The 15,757-nt window shown below is 43.3% G+C and carries 20 protein-coding genes; 16 read left to right on the top strand and 4 right to left on the bottom strand.

Translation table 11 applies throughout. The features are described 5' to 3' along the window. Positions 1 to 9: 9 nt before the first annotated feature. The 8 genes from LI112_RS12640 (at position 10) to LI112_RS12605 (ending at position 5,583) form a co-directional block, all read left to right on the top strand. A complete protein-coding gene (locus tag LI112_RS12640) occupies positions 10 to 1,311 on the top strand; it encodes a folylpolyglutamate synthase/dihydrofolate synthase family protein (RefSeq protein WP_022388258.1) in 1,302 nt (433 codons plus the stop codon). 11 nt (positions 1,312 to 1,322) lie between these two features. Further along, complete coding sequence (locus tag LI112_RS12635; protein ID WP_005424949.1) at positions 1,323 to 1,475, top strand: hypothetical protein; 153 nt, start codon at positions 1,323 to 1,325, stop codon at positions 1,473 to 1,475. A gap of 17 nt (positions 1,476 to 1,492) precedes the next feature. Beyond that, the gene (locus tag LI112_RS12630; RefSeq protein WP_022388257.1) at positions 1,493 to 2,779 is read left to right on the top strand and encodes a lipopolysaccharide assembly protein LapB; all 1,287 of its coding nucleotides are present in this window, start codon (positions 1,493 to 1,495) and stop codon (positions 2,777 to 2,779) included. A gap of 166 nt (positions 2,780 to 2,945) precedes the next feature. Next, the gene (locus LI112_RS12625; protein ID WP_005424951.1) at positions 2,946 to 3,275 is read left to right on the top strand and encodes an STAS domain-containing protein; all 330 of its coding nucleotides are present in this window, start codon (positions 2,946 to 2,948) and stop codon (positions 3,273 to 3,275) included. After that, positions 3,272 to 3,715 carry an anti-sigma F factor gene (gene spoIIAB / locus LI112_RS12620; protein ID WP_005424952.1) on the top strand — a complete coding sequence of 148 codons (444 nt, stop codon included), beginning with the start codon at positions 3,272 to 3,274 and terminating at the stop codon, positions 3,713 to 3,715. Before LI112_RS12625 ends, spoIIAB begins: the two co-directional genes overlap by 4 nt. A 3-nt stretch (positions 3,716 to 3,718) precedes the next feature. Beyond that, entirely contained in the window at positions 3,719 to 4,453 is a 735-nt protein-coding gene (gene sigF / locus LI112_RS12615) for an RNA polymerase sporulation sigma factor SigF (RefSeq protein WP_022388256.1), read from the top strand. Between the two features lie 72 nt (positions 4,454 to 4,525). Next, positions 4,526 to 5,167, top strand: a complete 642-nt coding sequence (locus tag LI112_RS12610) for a stage V sporulation protein AA (RefSeq protein WP_022388255.1) — start codon at positions 4,526 to 4,528, stop codon at positions 5,165 to 5,167. Continuing rightward, the gene (locus tag LI112_RS12605; protein WP_005424956.1) at positions 5,167 to 5,583 is read left to right on the top strand and encodes a stage V sporulation protein AB; all 417 of its coding nucleotides are present in this window, start codon (positions 5,167 to 5,169) and stop codon (positions 5,581 to 5,583) included. Before LI112_RS12610 ends, LI112_RS12605 begins: the two co-directional genes overlap by 1 nt. A gap of 84 nt (positions 5,584 to 5,667) precedes the next feature. Here LI112_RS12605 and sstT read toward each other — a convergent pair whose 3' ends face one another. The 4 genes from sstT to LI112_RS12585 form a co-directional block, all read right to left on the bottom strand. After that, positions 5,668 to 6,894 carry a serine/threonine transporter SstT gene (gene sstT, locus LI112_RS12600; RefSeq protein WP_022388254.1) on the bottom strand — a complete coding sequence of 409 codons (1,227 nt, stop codon included), beginning with the start codon at positions 6,892 to 6,894 and terminating at the stop codon, positions 5,668 to 5,670. A gap of 117 nt (positions 6,895 to 7,011) precedes the next feature. Continuing rightward, positions 7,012 to 7,368: a SpoVA/SpoVAEb family sporulation membrane protein gene (locus LI112_RS12595; protein ID WP_005424961.1), complete on the bottom strand. Its 357-nt coding sequence runs from the start codon at positions 7,366 to 7,368 to the stop codon at positions 7,012 to 7,014. A gap of 2 nt (positions 7,369 to 7,370) precedes the next feature. Next, the gene (locus tag LI112_RS12590; RefSeq protein ID WP_022388253.1) at positions 7,371 to 8,453 is read right to left on the bottom strand and encodes a stage V sporulation protein AD; all 1,083 of its coding nucleotides are present in this window, start codon (positions 8,451 to 8,453) and stop codon (positions 7,371 to 7,373) included. Next, complete coding sequence (locus LI112_RS12585) at positions 8,453 to 8,920, bottom strand: SpoVA/SpoVAEb family sporulation membrane protein (RefSeq protein ID WP_044925684.1); 468 nt, start codon at positions 8,918 to 8,920, stop codon at positions 8,453 to 8,455. The genes LI112_RS12590 and LI112_RS12585 overlap by 1 nt, the downstream gene beginning before the upstream one ends. Positions 8,921 to 9,216: 296 nt before the next feature. Between LI112_RS12585 and LI112_RS12580 the strand changes: the two genes are divergently transcribed. From LI112_RS12580 to rplC, 8 genes are all read left to right on the top strand, one after another. Beyond that, positions 9,217 to 9,954 (top strand): ThiF family adenylyltransferase, encoded by a 738-nt coding sequence (locus tag LI112_RS12580; protein WP_055056361.1) that lies wholly within the window; start codon positions 9,217 to 9,219, stop codon positions 9,952 to 9,954. A gap of 37 nt (positions 9,955 to 9,991) precedes the next feature. Next, complete coding sequence (gene murB / locus LI112_RS12575) at positions 9,992 to 10,903, top strand: UDP-N-acetylmuramate dehydrogenase (protein WP_022389249.1); 912 nt, start codon at positions 9,992 to 9,994, stop codon at positions 10,901 to 10,903. 13 nt (positions 10,904 to 10,916) lie between these two features. Further along, positions 10,917 to 11,795, top strand: coding sequence for an RNase adapter RapZ (gene rapZ, locus LI112_RS12570; protein WP_117627860.1), 879 nt, complete (start codon positions 10,917 to 10,919; stop codon positions 11,793 to 11,795). Between the two features lie 59 nt (positions 11,796 to 11,854). Then, entirely contained in the window at positions 11,855 to 12,802 is a 948-nt protein-coding gene (gene whiA / locus LI112_RS12565) for a DNA-binding protein WhiA (RefSeq protein WP_022389248.1), read from the top strand. Further along, complete coding sequence (locus LI112_RS12560) at positions 12,799 to 13,053, top strand: HPr family phosphocarrier protein (RefSeq protein WP_022389247.1); 255 nt, start codon at positions 12,799 to 12,801, stop codon at positions 13,051 to 13,053. Before whiA ends, LI112_RS12560 begins: the two co-directional genes overlap by 4 nt. 103 nt (positions 13,054 to 13,156) lie before the next feature. After that, a complete protein-coding gene (locus LI112_RS12555; RefSeq protein WP_005424970.1) occupies positions 13,157 to 14,254 on the top strand; it encodes a hypothetical protein in 1,098 nt (365 codons plus the stop codon). 445 nt (positions 14,255 to 14,699) lie between these two features. Further along, positions 14,700 to 15,017, top strand: coding sequence for a 30S ribosomal protein S10 (gene rpsJ / locus LI112_RS12550; protein ID WP_005424971.1), 318 nt, complete (start codon positions 14,700 to 14,702; stop codon positions 15,015 to 15,017). A gap of 87 nt (positions 15,018 to 15,104) precedes the next feature. Further along, positions 15,105 to 15,737, top strand: a complete 633-nt coding sequence (gene rplC / locus LI112_RS12545; protein ID WP_005424973.1) for a 50S ribosomal protein L3 — start codon at positions 15,105 to 15,107, stop codon at positions 15,735 to 15,737. Positions 15,738 to 15,757 lie beyond the last annotated feature (20 nt).

The raw sequence follows: 15,757 nt of genomic DNA, 5'->3' as shown, positions 1-15,757 counted from the left end.
AATTTTTTTATGAATTACGAAGAAGCGGTTGCTTATATTGAAGAAACTCCGAAATTTACAACAAAGAATAAACTGGAGCACACAAAAGAATGCCTGCGGCGTCTTGGAAATCCGCAGAAGCAGTTTCAGGTTGTACATGTGGCAGGAACAAATGGAAAGGGAAGCACCTGTGCATTTCTGACTTCGGTCTTTAGAGAAGCCGGATATTCCTGTGGACTGTTTACCTCTCCGCATCTGGTTGTGATCAATGAACGCTTTCAGATCAATGAGAAGAATATTGACAATGATACATTCCTCAGAGCATTTGAAAAGGTAAAAAAACTTGCAGATGAGCTGGTAGCGGAAGGTAGTTATCATCCAACATATTTTGAGTTCCTGTTTCTGATGGGAATGGTGATTTTTGCGGATGCAAATGTGGATTATGTGATACTTGAAACAGGCCTTGGTGGAAGACTGGATGCGACAACAGCAGTAGAAGAACCGAGTGCCTGTGTAATTACGTCGATCAGTTTTGACCATATGCAGTATCTGGGGAATACCATTGAGGCAATTGCCGGAGAGAAGGCGGGAATCATTGTGCCGGGTGTGCCTGTGATCTATGATGGAAATAATCCGGCTGCAGCAGGTGTGATCAGAGCAAGAGCACAGGAACTGGGAAGTCCGTATTTTGAAGTGAAGAGAGAAGATACAAAAATCATCCGAAACACCAGGGCAGGCATTGATTTTTCTTATGAGAATGAGTATTATGGAAATACAGTTTTTACGCTTCCATTTATTGCAGAGTATCAGGTGATGAACAGTTCACTTGCATTGAAGACGATTGAAGTATTAAAAGACCAGGTGAAGATACCGGTGGAGGCGGTCAGGAAGGGACTTCTCGAGACACGCTGGCAGGGAAGGATGGAAACCGTGTTGCCGGGTGTGATCGTTGACGGGGCACATAATGAAGATGGTGTAGAGAAATTTGTGGAGACAGCAGTACATTTCCAGAAAGATTATCCGCTGACACTGCTTTTTTCGGCAGTAGATGATAAGGATTATACAGATATGATCCGTACCATTCTTGGGAAAATTTCTTTCCATCATGTGATCGTGACTCAGGTTGGAGGCTATCGAAAGGTTCCGGCAGAAAAACTGGCAGAGATATTCAGAGAAAAAGGCTGTCCGACAGCGGAAGCCTGCGAAGATGTGGAAGAAGCGTTTAAGAAAGCGCTGGCGGCAAAAGGAGAAGACGGAATGTTATTCTGTGTCGGTTCTCTGTATCTGGTTGGAGAAATCAAGACACTTATTCTGCAGGGAGTCGGTAAATAAAGGAGAATAATATGATTGATTATGAAGAGGAACTGAAGAAATTTGAGCCATGTCTGGATGTTACAGATGCAGAGGGCGCAATCTATGACAGAGAGCTTACGGATATCCTGGATGTTCTTCAGGAAGTATTAAGAGAAGCAAAAAGCAACAGACGTGTAAAATAAGATACAAGGAGAACTACATGAATTGTATGAACTGCGGTGCATTTCTTACAGATATGGATCTGGATTACTGTCCAAATTGTGGGTATAATGTACTGATTCAGAAAAAGGTAGATTATCTGTCTAAGATTTTTTATAATCAGGGACTTGAGAAGGCAAGTATCCGTGATCTTTCCGGTGCGATTGCCTGTCTGAAACAGAGTCTTATGTATGACAAAAGAAACATCAGGGCGAGAAATCTGCTTGGGCTGGTATATTTTGAAACAGGGGAAGTTGTCTCGGCACTCAGTGAATGGGTGATCAGTAAGAATCTTCAGCCAACCAGAAACCTGGCATCAGAATATATCAACAAATTGCAGGCAAATCCCAATAAACTTGCGGCAATCAATGAAACAATCAAGAAATATAACCATGCATTAATGCTCTGCCGAGAAGGGCATGAAGATATGGCAGCCATTCAGTTGCGAAAGATTCTTACACAGAATTCCAAACTGATCAAGGGATATCATCTGCTGGCTTTAATCCAGATGAAGAACGGAGAATGGAATAAAGCGCGAAGAATCCTCAAAAAAGCTGCAAGGATTGACAAAACAAACACAACAACCCTTCGTTTTCTGCGAGAGGTAGATGAGCAGACAGGAGTGACGACCAGACTTGAAAAGAAAAAGAAAGGTCTGTTTCGCTCCGGGACTAAAGAAAATCCGGATACGGATATTCTCGGAAGCGAGAGAGTCGCTCAGCCGACCGTGTACAGAGAACATTCAAAGGTTTCTGTATTTTTTATTCTGATGGCCGGAATAGCAGCTGGTGCAGTAGCATTCTGGCTTCTGGCGGTACCTGCGATACGGCAGGGAATCTATCAGGAGGCGAACCAGCAGATTGTCCAGTACAGTGAATCTCTGGCAAGCCAGGGAGCGGAACTCACGAAAGCACAGGGAGAGGCCAAAGAATCCGGAGATACGGTAGAGTCTGTCACGCAGGAACTTACGACAGAACAGGCGAAGAGCGAAAGCTATCAGGCACTTCTGCAGGCTTATACGTATTATCAGCAGCAGAATCTGGATGAAGCAGCTGTGGAGATTCAGAAGGTGCATGTGGATGTACTGACAGACAGCATGAAATCTGTTTATACAACGATCAGAGATGCGACCGGTGTAGCAGGAATCGGAGATACAGAGGGAGTGCAGAGGCAGGAGAATTCGTCAGACAGCACAGAAGATACTTCTTCGTCTGAAGATACTTCGTATGAGGATACTTCTTACGATGAGTCGGATTACAGCAATTATGATGAAGAGTATTATGAATAAATAACGATATAGCAGAAAAACCTCGGAGAAGGGGATGTACGATTTCAGAACGTACATCTCCTTTTCTTTATATCAGATGTGAGATGACTCCCACCTGCAGGTGGTGAGCAACAAAATTATATCAGTGGCGGGCATTCTTGAAAATGGACAGAAGGGGGAGTAGAAAATGAATGAAATGTTTCAACTGGAGGGGACTACATTACGTATCATTCTTCCGCAGGAACTGGATCATCCGATGGCAGATCTGATCCGGAAAGGAACAGAAATGATTGCAGGGAGGACTTATATCCGTACAATTGTGTTTGATTTTTCGGAGACAGAGTTTATGGACAGTTCAGGCATCGGGCTTCTGATGGGAAGATATCGTGCACTTGGAATGCGAAAGGACTGTATTCAGGCAGTCGGCGTAAACGGTCATATAGGGCATTTGCTGCGTCTGTCAGGACTTCATCGTTACATTGTGATCCAGAAAGCAGGGGAGGGGGAAGTGTCATGAGAGAAGATACAAATGAAGTATCTGCAAATGAGATGCTACTTATTTTTGAAAGTAATCCGGTTAATGAAGGGCTTGCAAGAGTTACGGCAGCATCTTTTTGCACGCAGTTGAATCCGACTCTGGAGGAGATCGCAGATCTGAAGACTGCTGTTTCGGAGGCAGTGACAAACTGTATTATACATGGATACGAAGGCAGAAGAGGAAGGATTGAGATGCACCTGTCTTACAGGGAACGGGAGCTTTATGTAGATATTACTGATTATGGCGTGGGGATCAGTGATGTGGAGAAAGCAATGGAACCGATGTATACTTCAAAACCGGATAAGGACAGATCTGGAATGGGATTTACGTTTATGGAGGCATTTATGGATGAATTATCAGTAGAATCGGAACCAGATAAAGGAACTGTCGTACACATGAAAAAAATCATCGGCCGGTAAAAAATGACCTGGGATACCGTTGCCCTGATCGGGCGTGCGCACCAGGGGGATAAAGAAGCAAGAGACATTTTGTTCCATGAAAACACAGGACTGATCTACAGTGTTGCACACAGATTCCTGGGAAGAGGTGCAGAGATGGAAGATTTGTTTCAGATTGGCAGTATCGGACTCTTGAAAGCAGTAGATAAATTTGATCTGTCATATGATGTGAAATTTTCTACGTATGCAGTACCAATGATTGCGGGAGAAATCAAACGTTTCCTGCGAGATGACGGGATGCTGAAGGTCAGCCGCAGCATAAAAGAAAATCAATATCGCATTTATAAAATGCGGGAAAAACTGGAAAAGAATCTGGGTAGGGAGCCGACGGTGACAGAGCTGGCAGAAGAGCTGGGAATGACACCGGAGGAAATTGCCATGGCATCGGATGCAGCAACAGAAGTAGAATCAATCTATCGTCCTATACATCAGGGGGAAGGAACGGAATTGCAGCTTTTGGACAAGCTTCCGGAGAAGGAAAACAGGCAGGAAAGAATACTGGACAAAATCTTTCTGGAAGAATTACTAAATATATTGGGAACAGAAGAAAGAAGGCTGATCTGCATGCGTTATTTCTGTGATATGACACAAACGGAGGTGGCAAAGAGGCTGGGAATATCACAGGTGCAGGTTTCGAGAATGGAAAAAAGAATCTTACACAGACTCAAAAAAGAGATACAGGATAAAACGGAAGTATAAAATTGCTGAATATAAAGATACTGTATATATCGGACAAAATGTCCTGTAAAAAAAGAAAGGACAGATGAAAGTATGGCTTCCGAAAATATAACACTTTATATAAAAGGAGACCGCAATGTTGAAGTGACAGAACAGGATGTGTTTCTGAAGGATATTGTCAGCATGGAATGTTCCGATAAAAAATTTCTGCCGAAACTTCAGACAGTAAAGATACTGAAGCTTCATGGAAACAGAGAACAGCGGTATGTGGTCTCTGTACTGGAAATCATTGCCTGTATCCATGCTGCGTACCCTGAAGTAGAAGTGCAGAATCTTGGAGAAGCGGATATTATCGTGACATACGAAAATCAGAAAACTCCGCCATATCTCTGGCATATCCTCAAAGTGGCAGTTGTGGCAGCAATTATCTTTTTTGGCTCGGCATTTTCAATCATGGCATTTAATAATGATGTGGGTGGAACAAAACTGTTTGGTCAGATATATGAACTTGTGATGGGAAAACAAAGTGATGGCTTCACTGTTCTGGAAGTCACATATTCTATTGGACTGACATTTGGAATCCTGGTCTTTTTTAATCATTTTGGTAAAAAACGATTTACAGTCGATCCGACTCCGATGGAGGTGCAGATGCGTCTCTATGAAAATGATATTCAGACGGCACTCGTAGAAAATGCATCCAGAAGAAAAGAAGAACTTGAAGTGGGTGATCGATAATGTGGTGGCGAAATGTGTTTCTGGCACTGATCGGTATCAGCGCAGGAATGGTTGTTGCAGGAGGTGTGTTCTCCTTTATTGTGGAACTGGGAGTGATCTCTGATTTTGCTGACCGTACACATACTGCAAAGCACATCCTGTTTTATGAAGATATGGTTTCTGCTGGTGCTGTACTGGGAAATTTGTTTCAGATTTTTGAGGTCCATTTGCCGGGACGTTCCATATTCCTTGGGATATTTGGACTGTTTGGAGGAATTTTTGTTGGATGCTGGGCTATGGCACTTGCAGAAATCCTGAATGTGTTTCCGATATTTATGCGCCGGGCAAGAATCGTTCGATACCTGGCGGTGTTTGTGCTGATGTTAGCACTTGGAAAAGGCTTCGGGGCAGGATTGTTTTTCTGGAAAAGATGGTAGACAAAAGTATACAAAGAAAGGATGAAATGGCAGCAAAAAGCCCCGACAGATTAATGCCGGGGCTTTCGTGAATGTCTGATCTGATCAGAATTTGATTTCTTTTCCTTCGAATCGCCACTGTCTGAATTCAGCAGAAGCAGAGAGAAGAAGGTCGGATGAAGAGTTCAGGGCTGTTTCTACAGAGTCCTGGATCACTCCGATGATGAATCCTACTGCAACGACCTGCATGGAGACATCATCTGAGATGCCAAACAGGGAGCATGCCATCGGAATCAGAAGCAGAGAACCACCGGCAACACCAGATGCACCACAGGCTGACAGAGCAGCCAGAAGGCTTAAGATGATTGCAGTAGGGATATCTACATGAATGCCAAGGGTAAAGGCGGTTGCCATCGTCATGACAGTGATCGTGATGGCAGCACCGTCCATGTTGATCGTTGCACCAAGAGGAATCGTTACAGAATATGTATCACGGTCAAGTCCCATTTCTTCACAGACTTTCATATTGACTGGGATATTGGCTGCAGAACTTCTTGTGAAAAAAGCAGTCAGAGCACTTCTCTTCAGACAGTGGAAGATCAGCGGATATGGATTCTTGCGGATACACCAGTATACCAGAAGAGGGTTTGTTACAAAATAGATAAAAAGCATACATCCGACAAGCAGAAGAAGCAGTTTTCCATATGTTGTGAAGATATCCAGGCCATTGGTAGATACTGTGTTGAATACAAGACCGAAGATACCGAATGGAGCCATATTGATGATCCAGGTAACAACTGTGGAAATTCCATCAGCAACATCTTTAAGTACATTTTGGGTCATGTTATTGGCAGCACGGAATGCAAGGCCAAGAAGAATTGCCCACATAAGGATGCCGACATAGTTTGCGTTCACAAGGGAAGATACCGGGTTGGCAACCAGATTCAGAAGGAGATTGTTGAGAACCTCGACAATACCCTGCGGTGCTGCTGCATCTGTAGTGGCAGCAGTGGCAAGTGTCAGTTTTACAGGAAATGCCATACTTGCAAATACGGCAATGACTGCGGCAAGTACAGTACTGAACATGTAAAGTATGATAACTGTCTTGATGACACCGCCGTGAGATTTACCTGCGTTACACAGAGAACTGATAACAAGAAAGAATACCAGAAGTGGTGCGATCGCCTTAAGTGCACTTACAAAGACATCTCCAAGGATTGCGATGCCGGTCGCCCCTGGTACAGCGATTCCGAGGATAGCACCGAGAATCAGTCCAACCAGGATTCGCTTTACCAGAGCGATGTCTGTCCATTTGTTCCAAAGCTTTTTCATATTTCTACTCCTTTAACGTTTTAAAATGATAACAGGGTACATTATAAACGAAAAGGACAGAGAACGCAATAGAATAATTTACAGATGTTCGCTGGTGGCAGACAAATGGGGAATTTATTATTCTTTCATTCTGGGATGAAAAATCAGACTTGCCAGATATGAAAAAATCAATGCGGCAGAAACACCAACGGCACAGGCAGTGAAACCACCAGTGAACAGACCGAGAAAACCGTTTTCATCGATCGCTTTTTTCATGCCTTTCCACAGAATATTTCCAAATCCAAGAAGTGGAACACTGGCACCTGCGCCTGCATATTCTATAAAAGGCTGGTAAAAGCCCAGAAAACTCAAGACAGCACCGGAGCAGACGAGCAGGACCATAACACGGCCCGGAAGCAGCTTGGTTTTGTCCAGAAGAATCTGTACAAGAGCACAGATCAGTCCACCTACCCAGAATGCATTAAAATAATCCATGGTCAGACCTCCGTTTCTTTACTGATGTGTTCGATGACAACTCCGTGGGCGATTCCGGCAACAGATTCGCCTTCGTTAAAACTGACTTTGGAAAGCATGGCGCCGGTCGGTACAAAGAGGACACGTTTCCAAAAGCCGGACACGACACGGGGAAGAATATAGGCGGCAAGTACAGAGGCTGCACAGCCACAGCCGCTGCCGCCGGAATGTGTATCCTGTTTCTGGTTATCGTATATCAGCAGACCACAGTCCTGATGGACGGATGACAGATCTATATTTTTTTCTTTCAGAAGATCGAGAAGGATCTGCCGTCCAACAACACCGAGGTCTCCTGTCAGAACAGCATCGTAGTCATTTACAGAACGCCCGAAGTCCTCAAAATGCCGGTAAATGGTATCACATGCGGCAGGAGCCATACAGCCACCCATGTTGAGAGAATCACGAAAGCCAAAATCAATGACTTTTCCTGTGGTGATTCCGGTGATCGCTACAGATCCGAGGGTACTTCTGAGAAGTGAAGAACCGACTATTTCTGATGGATGAGGGGCCTCTGGACTGAGAATACAGGCAGCGCTTCCGGTAACAGTCCAGGTAGCGGAAAGAGGGCGCTGACAGCCGTAACCAAGAGGAAAACGAAATTCTTTTTCGGCAGTGGCAAAATGGCTGGAGGTGGCACAGAGAATGTGATGCCCATATCCGGCAGATACGGCGATAGCTCCAAGAGAGAGTGATTCTCCCATTGTAGAGCAGGCACCATACAGACCGAAGAATGGAATTCCCATTTCTGCAATACCAAAGGAAGAAGCAATGGTCTGGGCGAGCAGGTCACCAGCGAAGACAAATCGAATATCATCCGGTGTAAGACCGGCTTTTCCGATCGCAAGAACAGCGGCCTCTTTTTGCATGGCACTTTCAGCAGCTTCCCATTTCTTTTCTCCGAACATCGGATCATCACAGATCATATCAAAACAGTTTTTTAAAGGACCATCCCCTTCTTTGGGACCAACTACGGACGCGCAGCTTTGAATATAAACGGGGCGGGAAAAAGAGATACTTGCCTTCCCGAGCAGAGTTCCGGAATTCATCAGATCACCTCCAGGAGTTTGTATACATAATAAATAAGGCCAAGAAGCCAGGAACTTAAAATGCCATACAGGATGACGGGGCCGGCAATCGTGAAAATCTTGCAGCCGATTCCGAAGACCTGACCTTCTGCACGGTATTCGATAGCCGATGCGGCAACAGAATTGGCGAAACCGGTAATAGGGACCAACCCTCCGGCACCGCCGAATTTTCCTATTTTAGAATAAACATTCAGACCAGTCAGAATAACACTGATAAAGATCAGCAGAAGAGAACACCAGTTTCCGGCAGTTTCTTTGTCAGCTCCTATAGAAGATGCGGTGTTCAGGATAAGCTGACCGAGAACACAGATCAGTCCGCCAGTCAGGAATGCTTTCAGCATGTTTAACGGAAGATTGTGAACAGGAGTGATCTTTTTTACGTATTTTTCGTATGCTTTCTGTTTTTCGCGTTGTTTTTCTTCTGACATGTAATCCATCCTTTCCTTAACAATTTTTGGAATAAAAAAATTTATTTGTAAAAAACATGGTTTTCTTTTGACTTTTACGTTATTTATGCATATAATGAGAAGGCTATTGCCAATCGAAAAGCAAAAGAACACAGTTAATGTCAGTAGTATATGGAACTGTTCATGATTCATGCACGGATTGTAAAAAAAGTATGAAAAACTGTACATTCTTTTGTGTGGATAGTATAATGAGCTTTAGTTAGGGTGGAGATAGAGAATTTTTAATAAATAATGAAAAAACAGGAGGAGGTTTACACATGTACGATGCATTTTCCAGAATGGAAAATCTGCTTGGAACCAAAGGTGTGAAACGGCTTGGCAGTGCGAAAATCGCAGTGTTCGGCATTGGTGGTATCGGTTCGTATGTGGTGGAAGCTCTTGCACGCTGTGGAGTTGGAAGCCTTACACTTGTTGATCATGAAGATATTTCTCTGACTGACATCAACAGGCAGTTATATGCATTGCGTTCGGCAATAGGCCGCAAAAAAGTTCAGGTAGCAAAAGAACATATTCGTGACATTGATGAGGATATTCTGGTGCATACCTATGAAACATATTATAGTAATGATACAGCAGGGATGTTTGATCTGAAGGCGTATGACTATATTGTAGATGCGATGAATTCATTGGCATCCAAGATTCTTCTGATCGAACAGGCAAAAGCCTGTGGAGTTCCGGTGATCTCATGTCTCACGACAGAAAACAAACTGAATCCGGCAAGACTTGAGATCGCAGATATTTCCAGGGTAAGCAATGATCCGTTTGCGAAAACTATTCGTGTCGAGCTTCGCAAAAAAAACGTCCGAAAAGTCAAGGTGTTATATTCTCGTGAAAAAATCCGTAAGGAAAAGAACAGCAGGATAATGAAAGATAACAATACCGACCGGGCGTCGGAAGGAAGCGGAAGCATTTCGTTTGTGCAGGGAACAGCAGGAATGCTGGTATCTGCAGAGGTGGTGAAAGACCTGCTGGCGGAGAAAACAAGAAATAAATAAGGATATTAACTGAATAGAAAGATAGGGGACAAAATCTGTGAATGAAGAAATAAAACAGAAGTTTTGCCGGGAGTTTGGAAGTGATCGAGTGCTTTTGGAAGAACCGATGAAACGTCATACAACTTTTCGAATCGGCGGTCCGGCAGAAGTATTTGTTATGCCTGGGAATCTTGAAGAGATGCAAAGAATACTGGAAATCTGCAGGACAGAAGATCTCCCGTATTTTATTCTTGGAAATGGAAGCAATCTTCTTGTCAGTGACAGAGGATACCGGGGGGTTGTGATTCAGCTGGACCGTAATTTCGGAGAAGTAAAAGTAGAAGGTACGGAGATCCATGCATCAGCGGGAGCACTGCTTTCTACGATTGCTGTAGCTGCCAGAAGAGCATCACTGACAGGATTTGAATTTGCCGGAGGAATTCCGGGGACGCTTGGCGGAGCAGTGGTCATGAACGCTGGGGCGTACGGTGGAGAAATGAAAGATGTTCTTCGAAAAGTAATGGTAATGGACCAGAGCGGAAAGGTTTTTGAGATTCCGGCAGAAGAACTTCAGATGGGATATAGAACGAGCATCATAAAAACAGCAGGATATATTGTTCTGGGTGCGGTACTCTCTCTTAAAGAAGGCAATCTCGAGGAAATAAAAATGCTGACCAGAAAGCTCAGTGAGCAGCGTACATCGAAACAGCCGCTGGAATACCCAAGTGCTGGAAGTACATTTAAACGACCGGAAGGATATTTTGCCGGCAAACTGATCATGGACAGCGGACTGCGGGGGTATCGCGTGGGTGGAGCCCAGGTATCGGAGAAACACTGTGGCTTTGTGATCAATACAGGAGACGCTACTGCTGAAGATGTACGCAGCCTGATGAAGCATGTAACAGAGATTGTATATGCTAAATTTGGAGTGACACTTGAACCGGAAGTGAAATTTCTGGGAGAATTTTAACAGGAGATAAAACATGCGGCTTGTAATTGTTACCGGCATGTCAGGAGCAGGAAAATCTACTGCACTGAAAATGCTTGAGGATGCGAGATATTTTTGTGTAGATAATCTGCCGATCGCGCTTGTCGGGAAATTTGTCTCGCTGATGGCGACATCACAGGATGAAGAAGTACAGAACGCTGCGATAGGTATTGATGCACGCAGCGGACGGGCTCTTGAAGAACTGGAAGTTGTGCTTGACAGACTGAAAGCAGAAGGACATACTTTTGAGATCCTTTTTCTTGATGCGGATGATAAAGTACTTGTCAAAAGATATAAAGAATCAAGAAGAAGCCATCCGCTTGCCATGACAGGAAGAGTGGATGATGGAATCAGGCTGGAACGTATAAAAACAGAATTTTTACGCAACAGGGCAGATTATATTATAGATACAACACATCTGCTGACCAGAGAACTGAAGAAGGAACTGAATAATATTTTTGTTGATAACGGAAAATTCAGTAATATGATGATATCTGTTCTTTCTTTCGGATTTAAGTATGGAATACCGGAAGATGCAGACCTGGTCTTTGATGTCCGCTTTCTTCCAAATCCGTATTATGTAGATGAACTGCGACCGCAGACGGGAATGGATGAGGGTGTTTATAATTATGTGATGGATAATGAAACGGCCAGACAGTTTGCTCAGAAACTGGAAGATATGGTTGAATTTCTGATTCCGAATTATGCGAAGGAAGGCAAAACAAGTCTGGTCATTGCAATAGGATGTACCGGAGGAAAACACAGATCTGTGACACTGGCAAGGGTTCTGTATAACAGACTGGTGGAGAAGCGTGAATATGGAATACGGCTGGAACACAGAGATATCGGTAAGGACGCTCTTCTGAAGAAGTAGAGATGCTGTGAGCAAATCGAAATGTAACGAAACAGAGTAGCAGAACAGGAGAAATGGAAATGTCTTTTTCGGGGATGGTGAAAGAAGAACTTTCCAGACAGATCAGCACGGCAAGACACTGCCGGATTGCAGAAATTGCAGCATTGCTCAGTGCCTGTGGCAAAATGACTGCCGCAGGGATACTGCGGTTTCAGACAGAAAATGATGCTGTGGTGAGAAAGTACTTTACTTTATTACAAAAAACATTTAATATAGAAACAGAAATAGCCATTCGCGAGAGTCGTCAGATGAAGAAGGGAAATGTGTATTATGTGGAGATCGCAGATCCCGGACAGGTGGAGACTGTCCTTCAGGGAACGAAACTTTCGGTGAATGAGGGTGACGGAGAAACGTTATATACGGAGAATGCATTGCTCACGCAGCAGAGCTGCTGTAAGCGGGCGTTTATCCGGGGTGCTTTTCTTGCATCCGGATCGATCAGCGATCCGGAAAAAGGGTATCATTTTGAAATCGTTACTCAGGATGAGAGAAAAGCTGCGCATTTGCAAGAAATCATCTGTAGTTTTCAGATCGATGCGAAGATCGTGCTGCGTAAGAAGTCATATGTGGTCTATGTGAAAGAAGGCGCGCAGATCGTAGATATGCTGGCAATTATGGAAGCAAATGTGGCACTGATGAATCTGGAGAATATCCGGATCCTGAAGGAGATGCGTAATTCCGTCAACCGGAAAGTAAACTGTGAAACAGCAAATATCAATAAAACGGTGAACGCGGCAGTCAAACAGATCGAAGATATCAGGCTGATCGAACAGAAAAAAGGATTTCATAATCTGAACGAAGGACTGGCAGAAATTGCAGAACTGAGATTGCAGTACCCGGAGGCCACACTTAAAGAACTAGGAATGATGTTAAATCCGCAGGTTGGAAAATCAGGGGTTAATCACCGGCTGAGAAAATTAAGTGAGATAGCCGATGAACTGCGGATGAACGAGGAGGATTTATTATGATTAAAAAACCAATCACTATTCACCTGTCTACAGGACTTGAAGCGCGCCCAGTTGCGCAGCTGGTTCAGGTTGCCAGTCAGTTTAACAGTGAGATCTACGTTGAGATTGGAAGAAAAAAAGTCAATGCAAAAAGTATCATGGGAATGATGACACTTGGTCTTGATGCGGGAGAAGAAATTACTCTTTCTGCAAATGGGGAAGATGAAGAGGACGCAATGAAGAGCATTGAAAATTATTTGAGCAATCAGTAATCAGGATTCGTTATTCTATAATATAAAAGAGCATTGCCGGGAAGAAGACCGATTCCAGGGCAATGCTTTTAATAAAAGGTGAACCAAAGCAAAGGAGATACCAATGTCAAAATTTTTGAAATTTATTGTACATTTCTTTGTTATTTGTACGATCGTGTGTGTTCTTGGACTGGCTCTGCCGCCATTCTTTGGGGTAAGAACAGTTATTATGGATTCGTCAGATAAGGCTACAAATCTGCCAGTAGGTTCTGTGACCTATGCAATACCGGTAAAAACAGAAGACGTTGCTGCGGGAACACCAATTCTTGTCCAGGAAGATGGAAAGTCTTATCGTTACAATCTGGTAAGTGTAAATCGGGAAAATAATACGGGTACAGTGATCGATACTACAACATCTGCACAGCAGAATATCACAGTGTCAGTCAAGAACTGGGTACCGAAGATCGTAGTTACAATTCCATTTGTTGGATATTTGCTTGTAGCTACAGAAAGTATTGAAGGCCTGATCATCCTCGGGCTTGTAATTCTTTTCCTCATTATATTATATGTGATTGCGGAACTCTGGAAAAAAGAGCCGGAAGATGAATATGAAGATCTTCAGGGTGATACACGACATGTGAAAACTTCTAAAGAACTTAAAATGGAAGAAAAGGCGCGTGCAAGAAAAATGAAGGAAGAAGACAACGAGCTTCTTTATGGAGAGAAAGAAAAGAAAAAACGTGCCAAAAAAGAGGAAAAGATAAAAAGAAAAAAAATCCGTACAGGCGGTTTTGTAGATGAAATCTATGAAGATGATCTTGATGAAGAAGCACAGGAACAGGAACCAACCGTACGTCCGACACAAAATGTGCAGGCTGCAACAAGCGAGGCACATGAGCTTCTGAAAAAAGAAATTGCCGCTGCAACCGCAGATGACAGCCAGGAACTTCCGGATGACTACTTTGATGCACCGGGCAACCTTACTGAGAGAATTTCGCTTCTCGAAAGCGATCTTGCTGAAACAGAACCGGAGGATGAGGAAGAAGAGGTTGAAATCAAGAAACTTGCGATTCCAAGACGCTCAGCAGCTCAACTGGCAAATAAAGCGCGTAAGGCAGGAGATACTCCTGATATCGTAAGAGACTCTATTACAAAAGTAACATTGTTTGATTATTCGGATATCATTGCAGGGGAAGATGATGAAGAAGAGGATAACGAATAATATCTGAATTTAAATGTTACATATTATAAGAAATAATTACTTCTTATATATAAGAAGTAACGCAGAAAGCGGCTCGGGAGAAACTCCTGAAGCCGCTTTTGATATAACTGGAACGATAATTCCTGGGTAAAAGAGTATAAATAAAATTGTACTTATAAAAATACAAAAATAAATGAAAAAAGGACTTGCATAAGTGAAATGCCTTGTGTATAATAATCCTTGCTGTGACATGATAGCAATGAAGCGCGAGGTTGCCGTCAGGATATGACGGGTTTTCCGTGGAGCGAATGTCAAGTTAGGAAACTGACGACAAGTCACTGTACAAGTTCAGAAACCATCAACGGGATGGACGTGTGTAAAGAAGTCGAAAGACACACACGGAGATGTGTACAGTCGCCGCTTGTCGTACTGCATAATTGAGTACGAATAGGAGGAGACTTTTTTTATGGCAAATCAGGTAATGAGAATCACATTAAAAGCTTACGATCATCAGTTAGTAGATGCATCCGCAGCAAAAATCATCGAGACTGTTAAAAAGAACGGAGCAACAGTTAGCGGACCGGTTCCGCTTCCGACTAAGAAGGAAGTTGTTACAATCTTAAGAGCTGTTCACAAATATAAAGATTCCAGAGAACAGTTCGAGCAGAGAACTCACAAGAGACTTATCGATATCATGACACCAACTCAGAAAACAGTTGATGCACTTTCCAGACTGGAAATGCCTGCTGGTGTTAACATCGATATCAAGATGAAAACAAAATAATTTAAACTCGTTTTAAATGCCCTTTGGGCGTTTCAAAAAACTATATGATTGCCTTTTTGGTAATCCGCTATAAGGAGGAAGAAAGAAATGAAGAAAGCTATTTTAGCTACAAAAGTCGGAATGACTCAGATCTTCAATGAAGATGGCCAGTTAATCCCGGTAACCGTTTTACAGGCTGGTCCATGCGTTGTAACTCAGGTTAAGACAGAGGAAAACGATGGATACGCTGCAGTTCAGGTGGGCTATGGCGAAATCAGAGAAAAACTGGTTAACAAACCGGAAAAAGGTCACTTTGACAAAGCTGGTGTTGCAGCAAAGAGATTTGTAAAAGAATTCAGATTTGAAAATGCTGCAGAATACACTGTAGGACAGGAAATTAAAACTGATATCTTTGCAGACGGCGATCACATCGATGTAACTGCTGTTTCCAAAGGTAAAGGTTTCCAGGGTGCTATCAAGAGACATGGACAGTCCAGAGGACCTATGGCTCACGGCTCCAAATATCATCGTCATGCTGGTTCCAATGGTGCTTGCTCCGATCCGAGTAAAGTATTCAAAGGAAAACACATGCCGGGTCACATGGGAAATGTACAGGTTACTGTTCAGAACCTTGAGATCGTTCGCGTTGACACAGAAAATAACTTACTGTTAGTGAAAGGTGCTGTTCCAGGACCTAAGAAATCTCTGGTGACCATCAAAGAGACAGTAAAGTCTTTATAATGAGAAAGGAGGAGCATCAG

It is taken from the genome of Blautia sp. 210820-DFI.6.14, from assembly GCF_020558815.1.
In the GTDB taxonomy this organism is placed as follows: domain Bacteria; phylum Bacillota; class Clostridia; order Lachnospirales; family Lachnospiraceae; genus Blautia_A; species Blautia_A obeum.
Note: the sequence above shows the minus strand (reverse complement) of the source record. Positions and strands in the feature narration are given on the sequence as shown.

What these genes read in the sequence shown, in the direction of transcription:
- LI112_RS12640 (WP_022388258.1), top strand. Translation starts at nt 10, where the DNA reads ATGAATTACGAAGAAGCGGTTGCTTATATTGAAGAAACTCCGAAATTT.
- LI112_RS12635 (WP_005424949.1), top strand. Translation starts at nt 1,323, where the DNA reads ATGATTGATTATGAAGAGGAACTGAAGAAATTTGAGCCATGTCTGGAT.
- LI112_RS12630 (WP_022388257.1), top strand. Translation starts at nt 1,493, where the DNA reads ATGAATTGTATGAACTGCGGTGCATTTCTTACAGATATGGATCTGGAT.
- LI112_RS12625 (WP_005424951.1), top strand. Translation starts at nt 2,946, where the DNA reads ATGAATGAAATGTTTCAACTGGAGGGGACTACATTACGTATCATTCTT.
- spoIIAB (WP_005424952.1), top strand. Translation starts at nt 3,272, where the DNA reads ATGAGAGAAGATACAAATGAAGTATCTGCAAATGAGATGCTACTTATT.
- sigF (WP_022388256.1), top strand. Translation starts at nt 3,719, where the DNA reads ATGACCTGGGATACCGTTGCCCTGATCGGGCGTGCGCACCAGGGGGAT.
- LI112_RS12610 (WP_022388255.1), top strand. Translation starts at nt 4,526, where the DNA reads ATGGCTTCCGAAAATATAACACTTTATATAAAAGGAGACCGCAATGTT.
- LI112_RS12605 (WP_005424956.1), top strand. Translation starts at nt 5,167, where the DNA reads ATGTGGTGGCGAAATGTGTTTCTGGCACTGATCGGTATCAGCGCAGGA.
- sstT (WP_022388254.1), bottom strand. Translation starts at nt 6,894, where the DNA reads ATGAAAAAGCTTTGGAACAAATGGACAGACATCGCTCTGGTAAAGCGA.
- LI112_RS12595 (WP_005424961.1), bottom strand. Translation starts at nt 7,368, where the DNA reads ATGGATTATTTTAATGCATTCTGGGTAGGTGGACTGATCTGTGCTCTT.
- LI112_RS12590 (WP_022388253.1), bottom strand. Translation starts at nt 8,453, where the DNA reads ATGAATTCCGGAACTCTGCTCGGGAAGGCAAGTATCTCTTTTTCCCGC.
- LI112_RS12585 (WP_044925684.1), bottom strand. Translation starts at nt 8,920, where the DNA reads ATGTCAGAAGAAAAACAACGCGAAAAACAGAAAGCATACGAAAAATAC.
- LI112_RS12580 (WP_055056361.1), top strand. Translation starts at nt 9,217, where the DNA reads ATGTACGATGCATTTTCCAGAATGGAAAATCTGCTTGGAACCAAAGGT.
- rapZ (WP_117627860.1), top strand. Translation starts at nt 10,917, where the DNA reads ATGCGGCTTGTAATTGTTACCGGCATGTCAGGAGCAGGAAAATCTACT.
- whiA (WP_022389248.1), top strand. Translation starts at nt 11,855, where the DNA reads ATGTCTTTTTCGGGGATGGTGAAAGAAGAACTTTCCAGACAGATCAGC.
- LI112_RS12560 (WP_022389247.1), top strand. Translation starts at nt 12,799, where the DNA reads ATGATTAAAAAACCAATCACTATTCACCTGTCTACAGGACTTGAAGCG.
- LI112_RS12555 (WP_005424970.1), top strand. Translation starts at nt 13,157, where the DNA reads ATGTCAAAATTTTTGAAATTTATTGTACATTTCTTTGTTATTTGTACG.
- rpsJ (WP_005424971.1), top strand. Translation starts at nt 14,700, where the DNA reads ATGGCAAATCAGGTAATGAGAATCACATTAAAAGCTTACGATCATCAG.
- rplC (WP_005424973.1), top strand. Translation starts at nt 15,105, where the DNA reads ATGAAGAAAGCTATTTTAGCTACAAAAGTCGGAATGACTCAGATCTTC.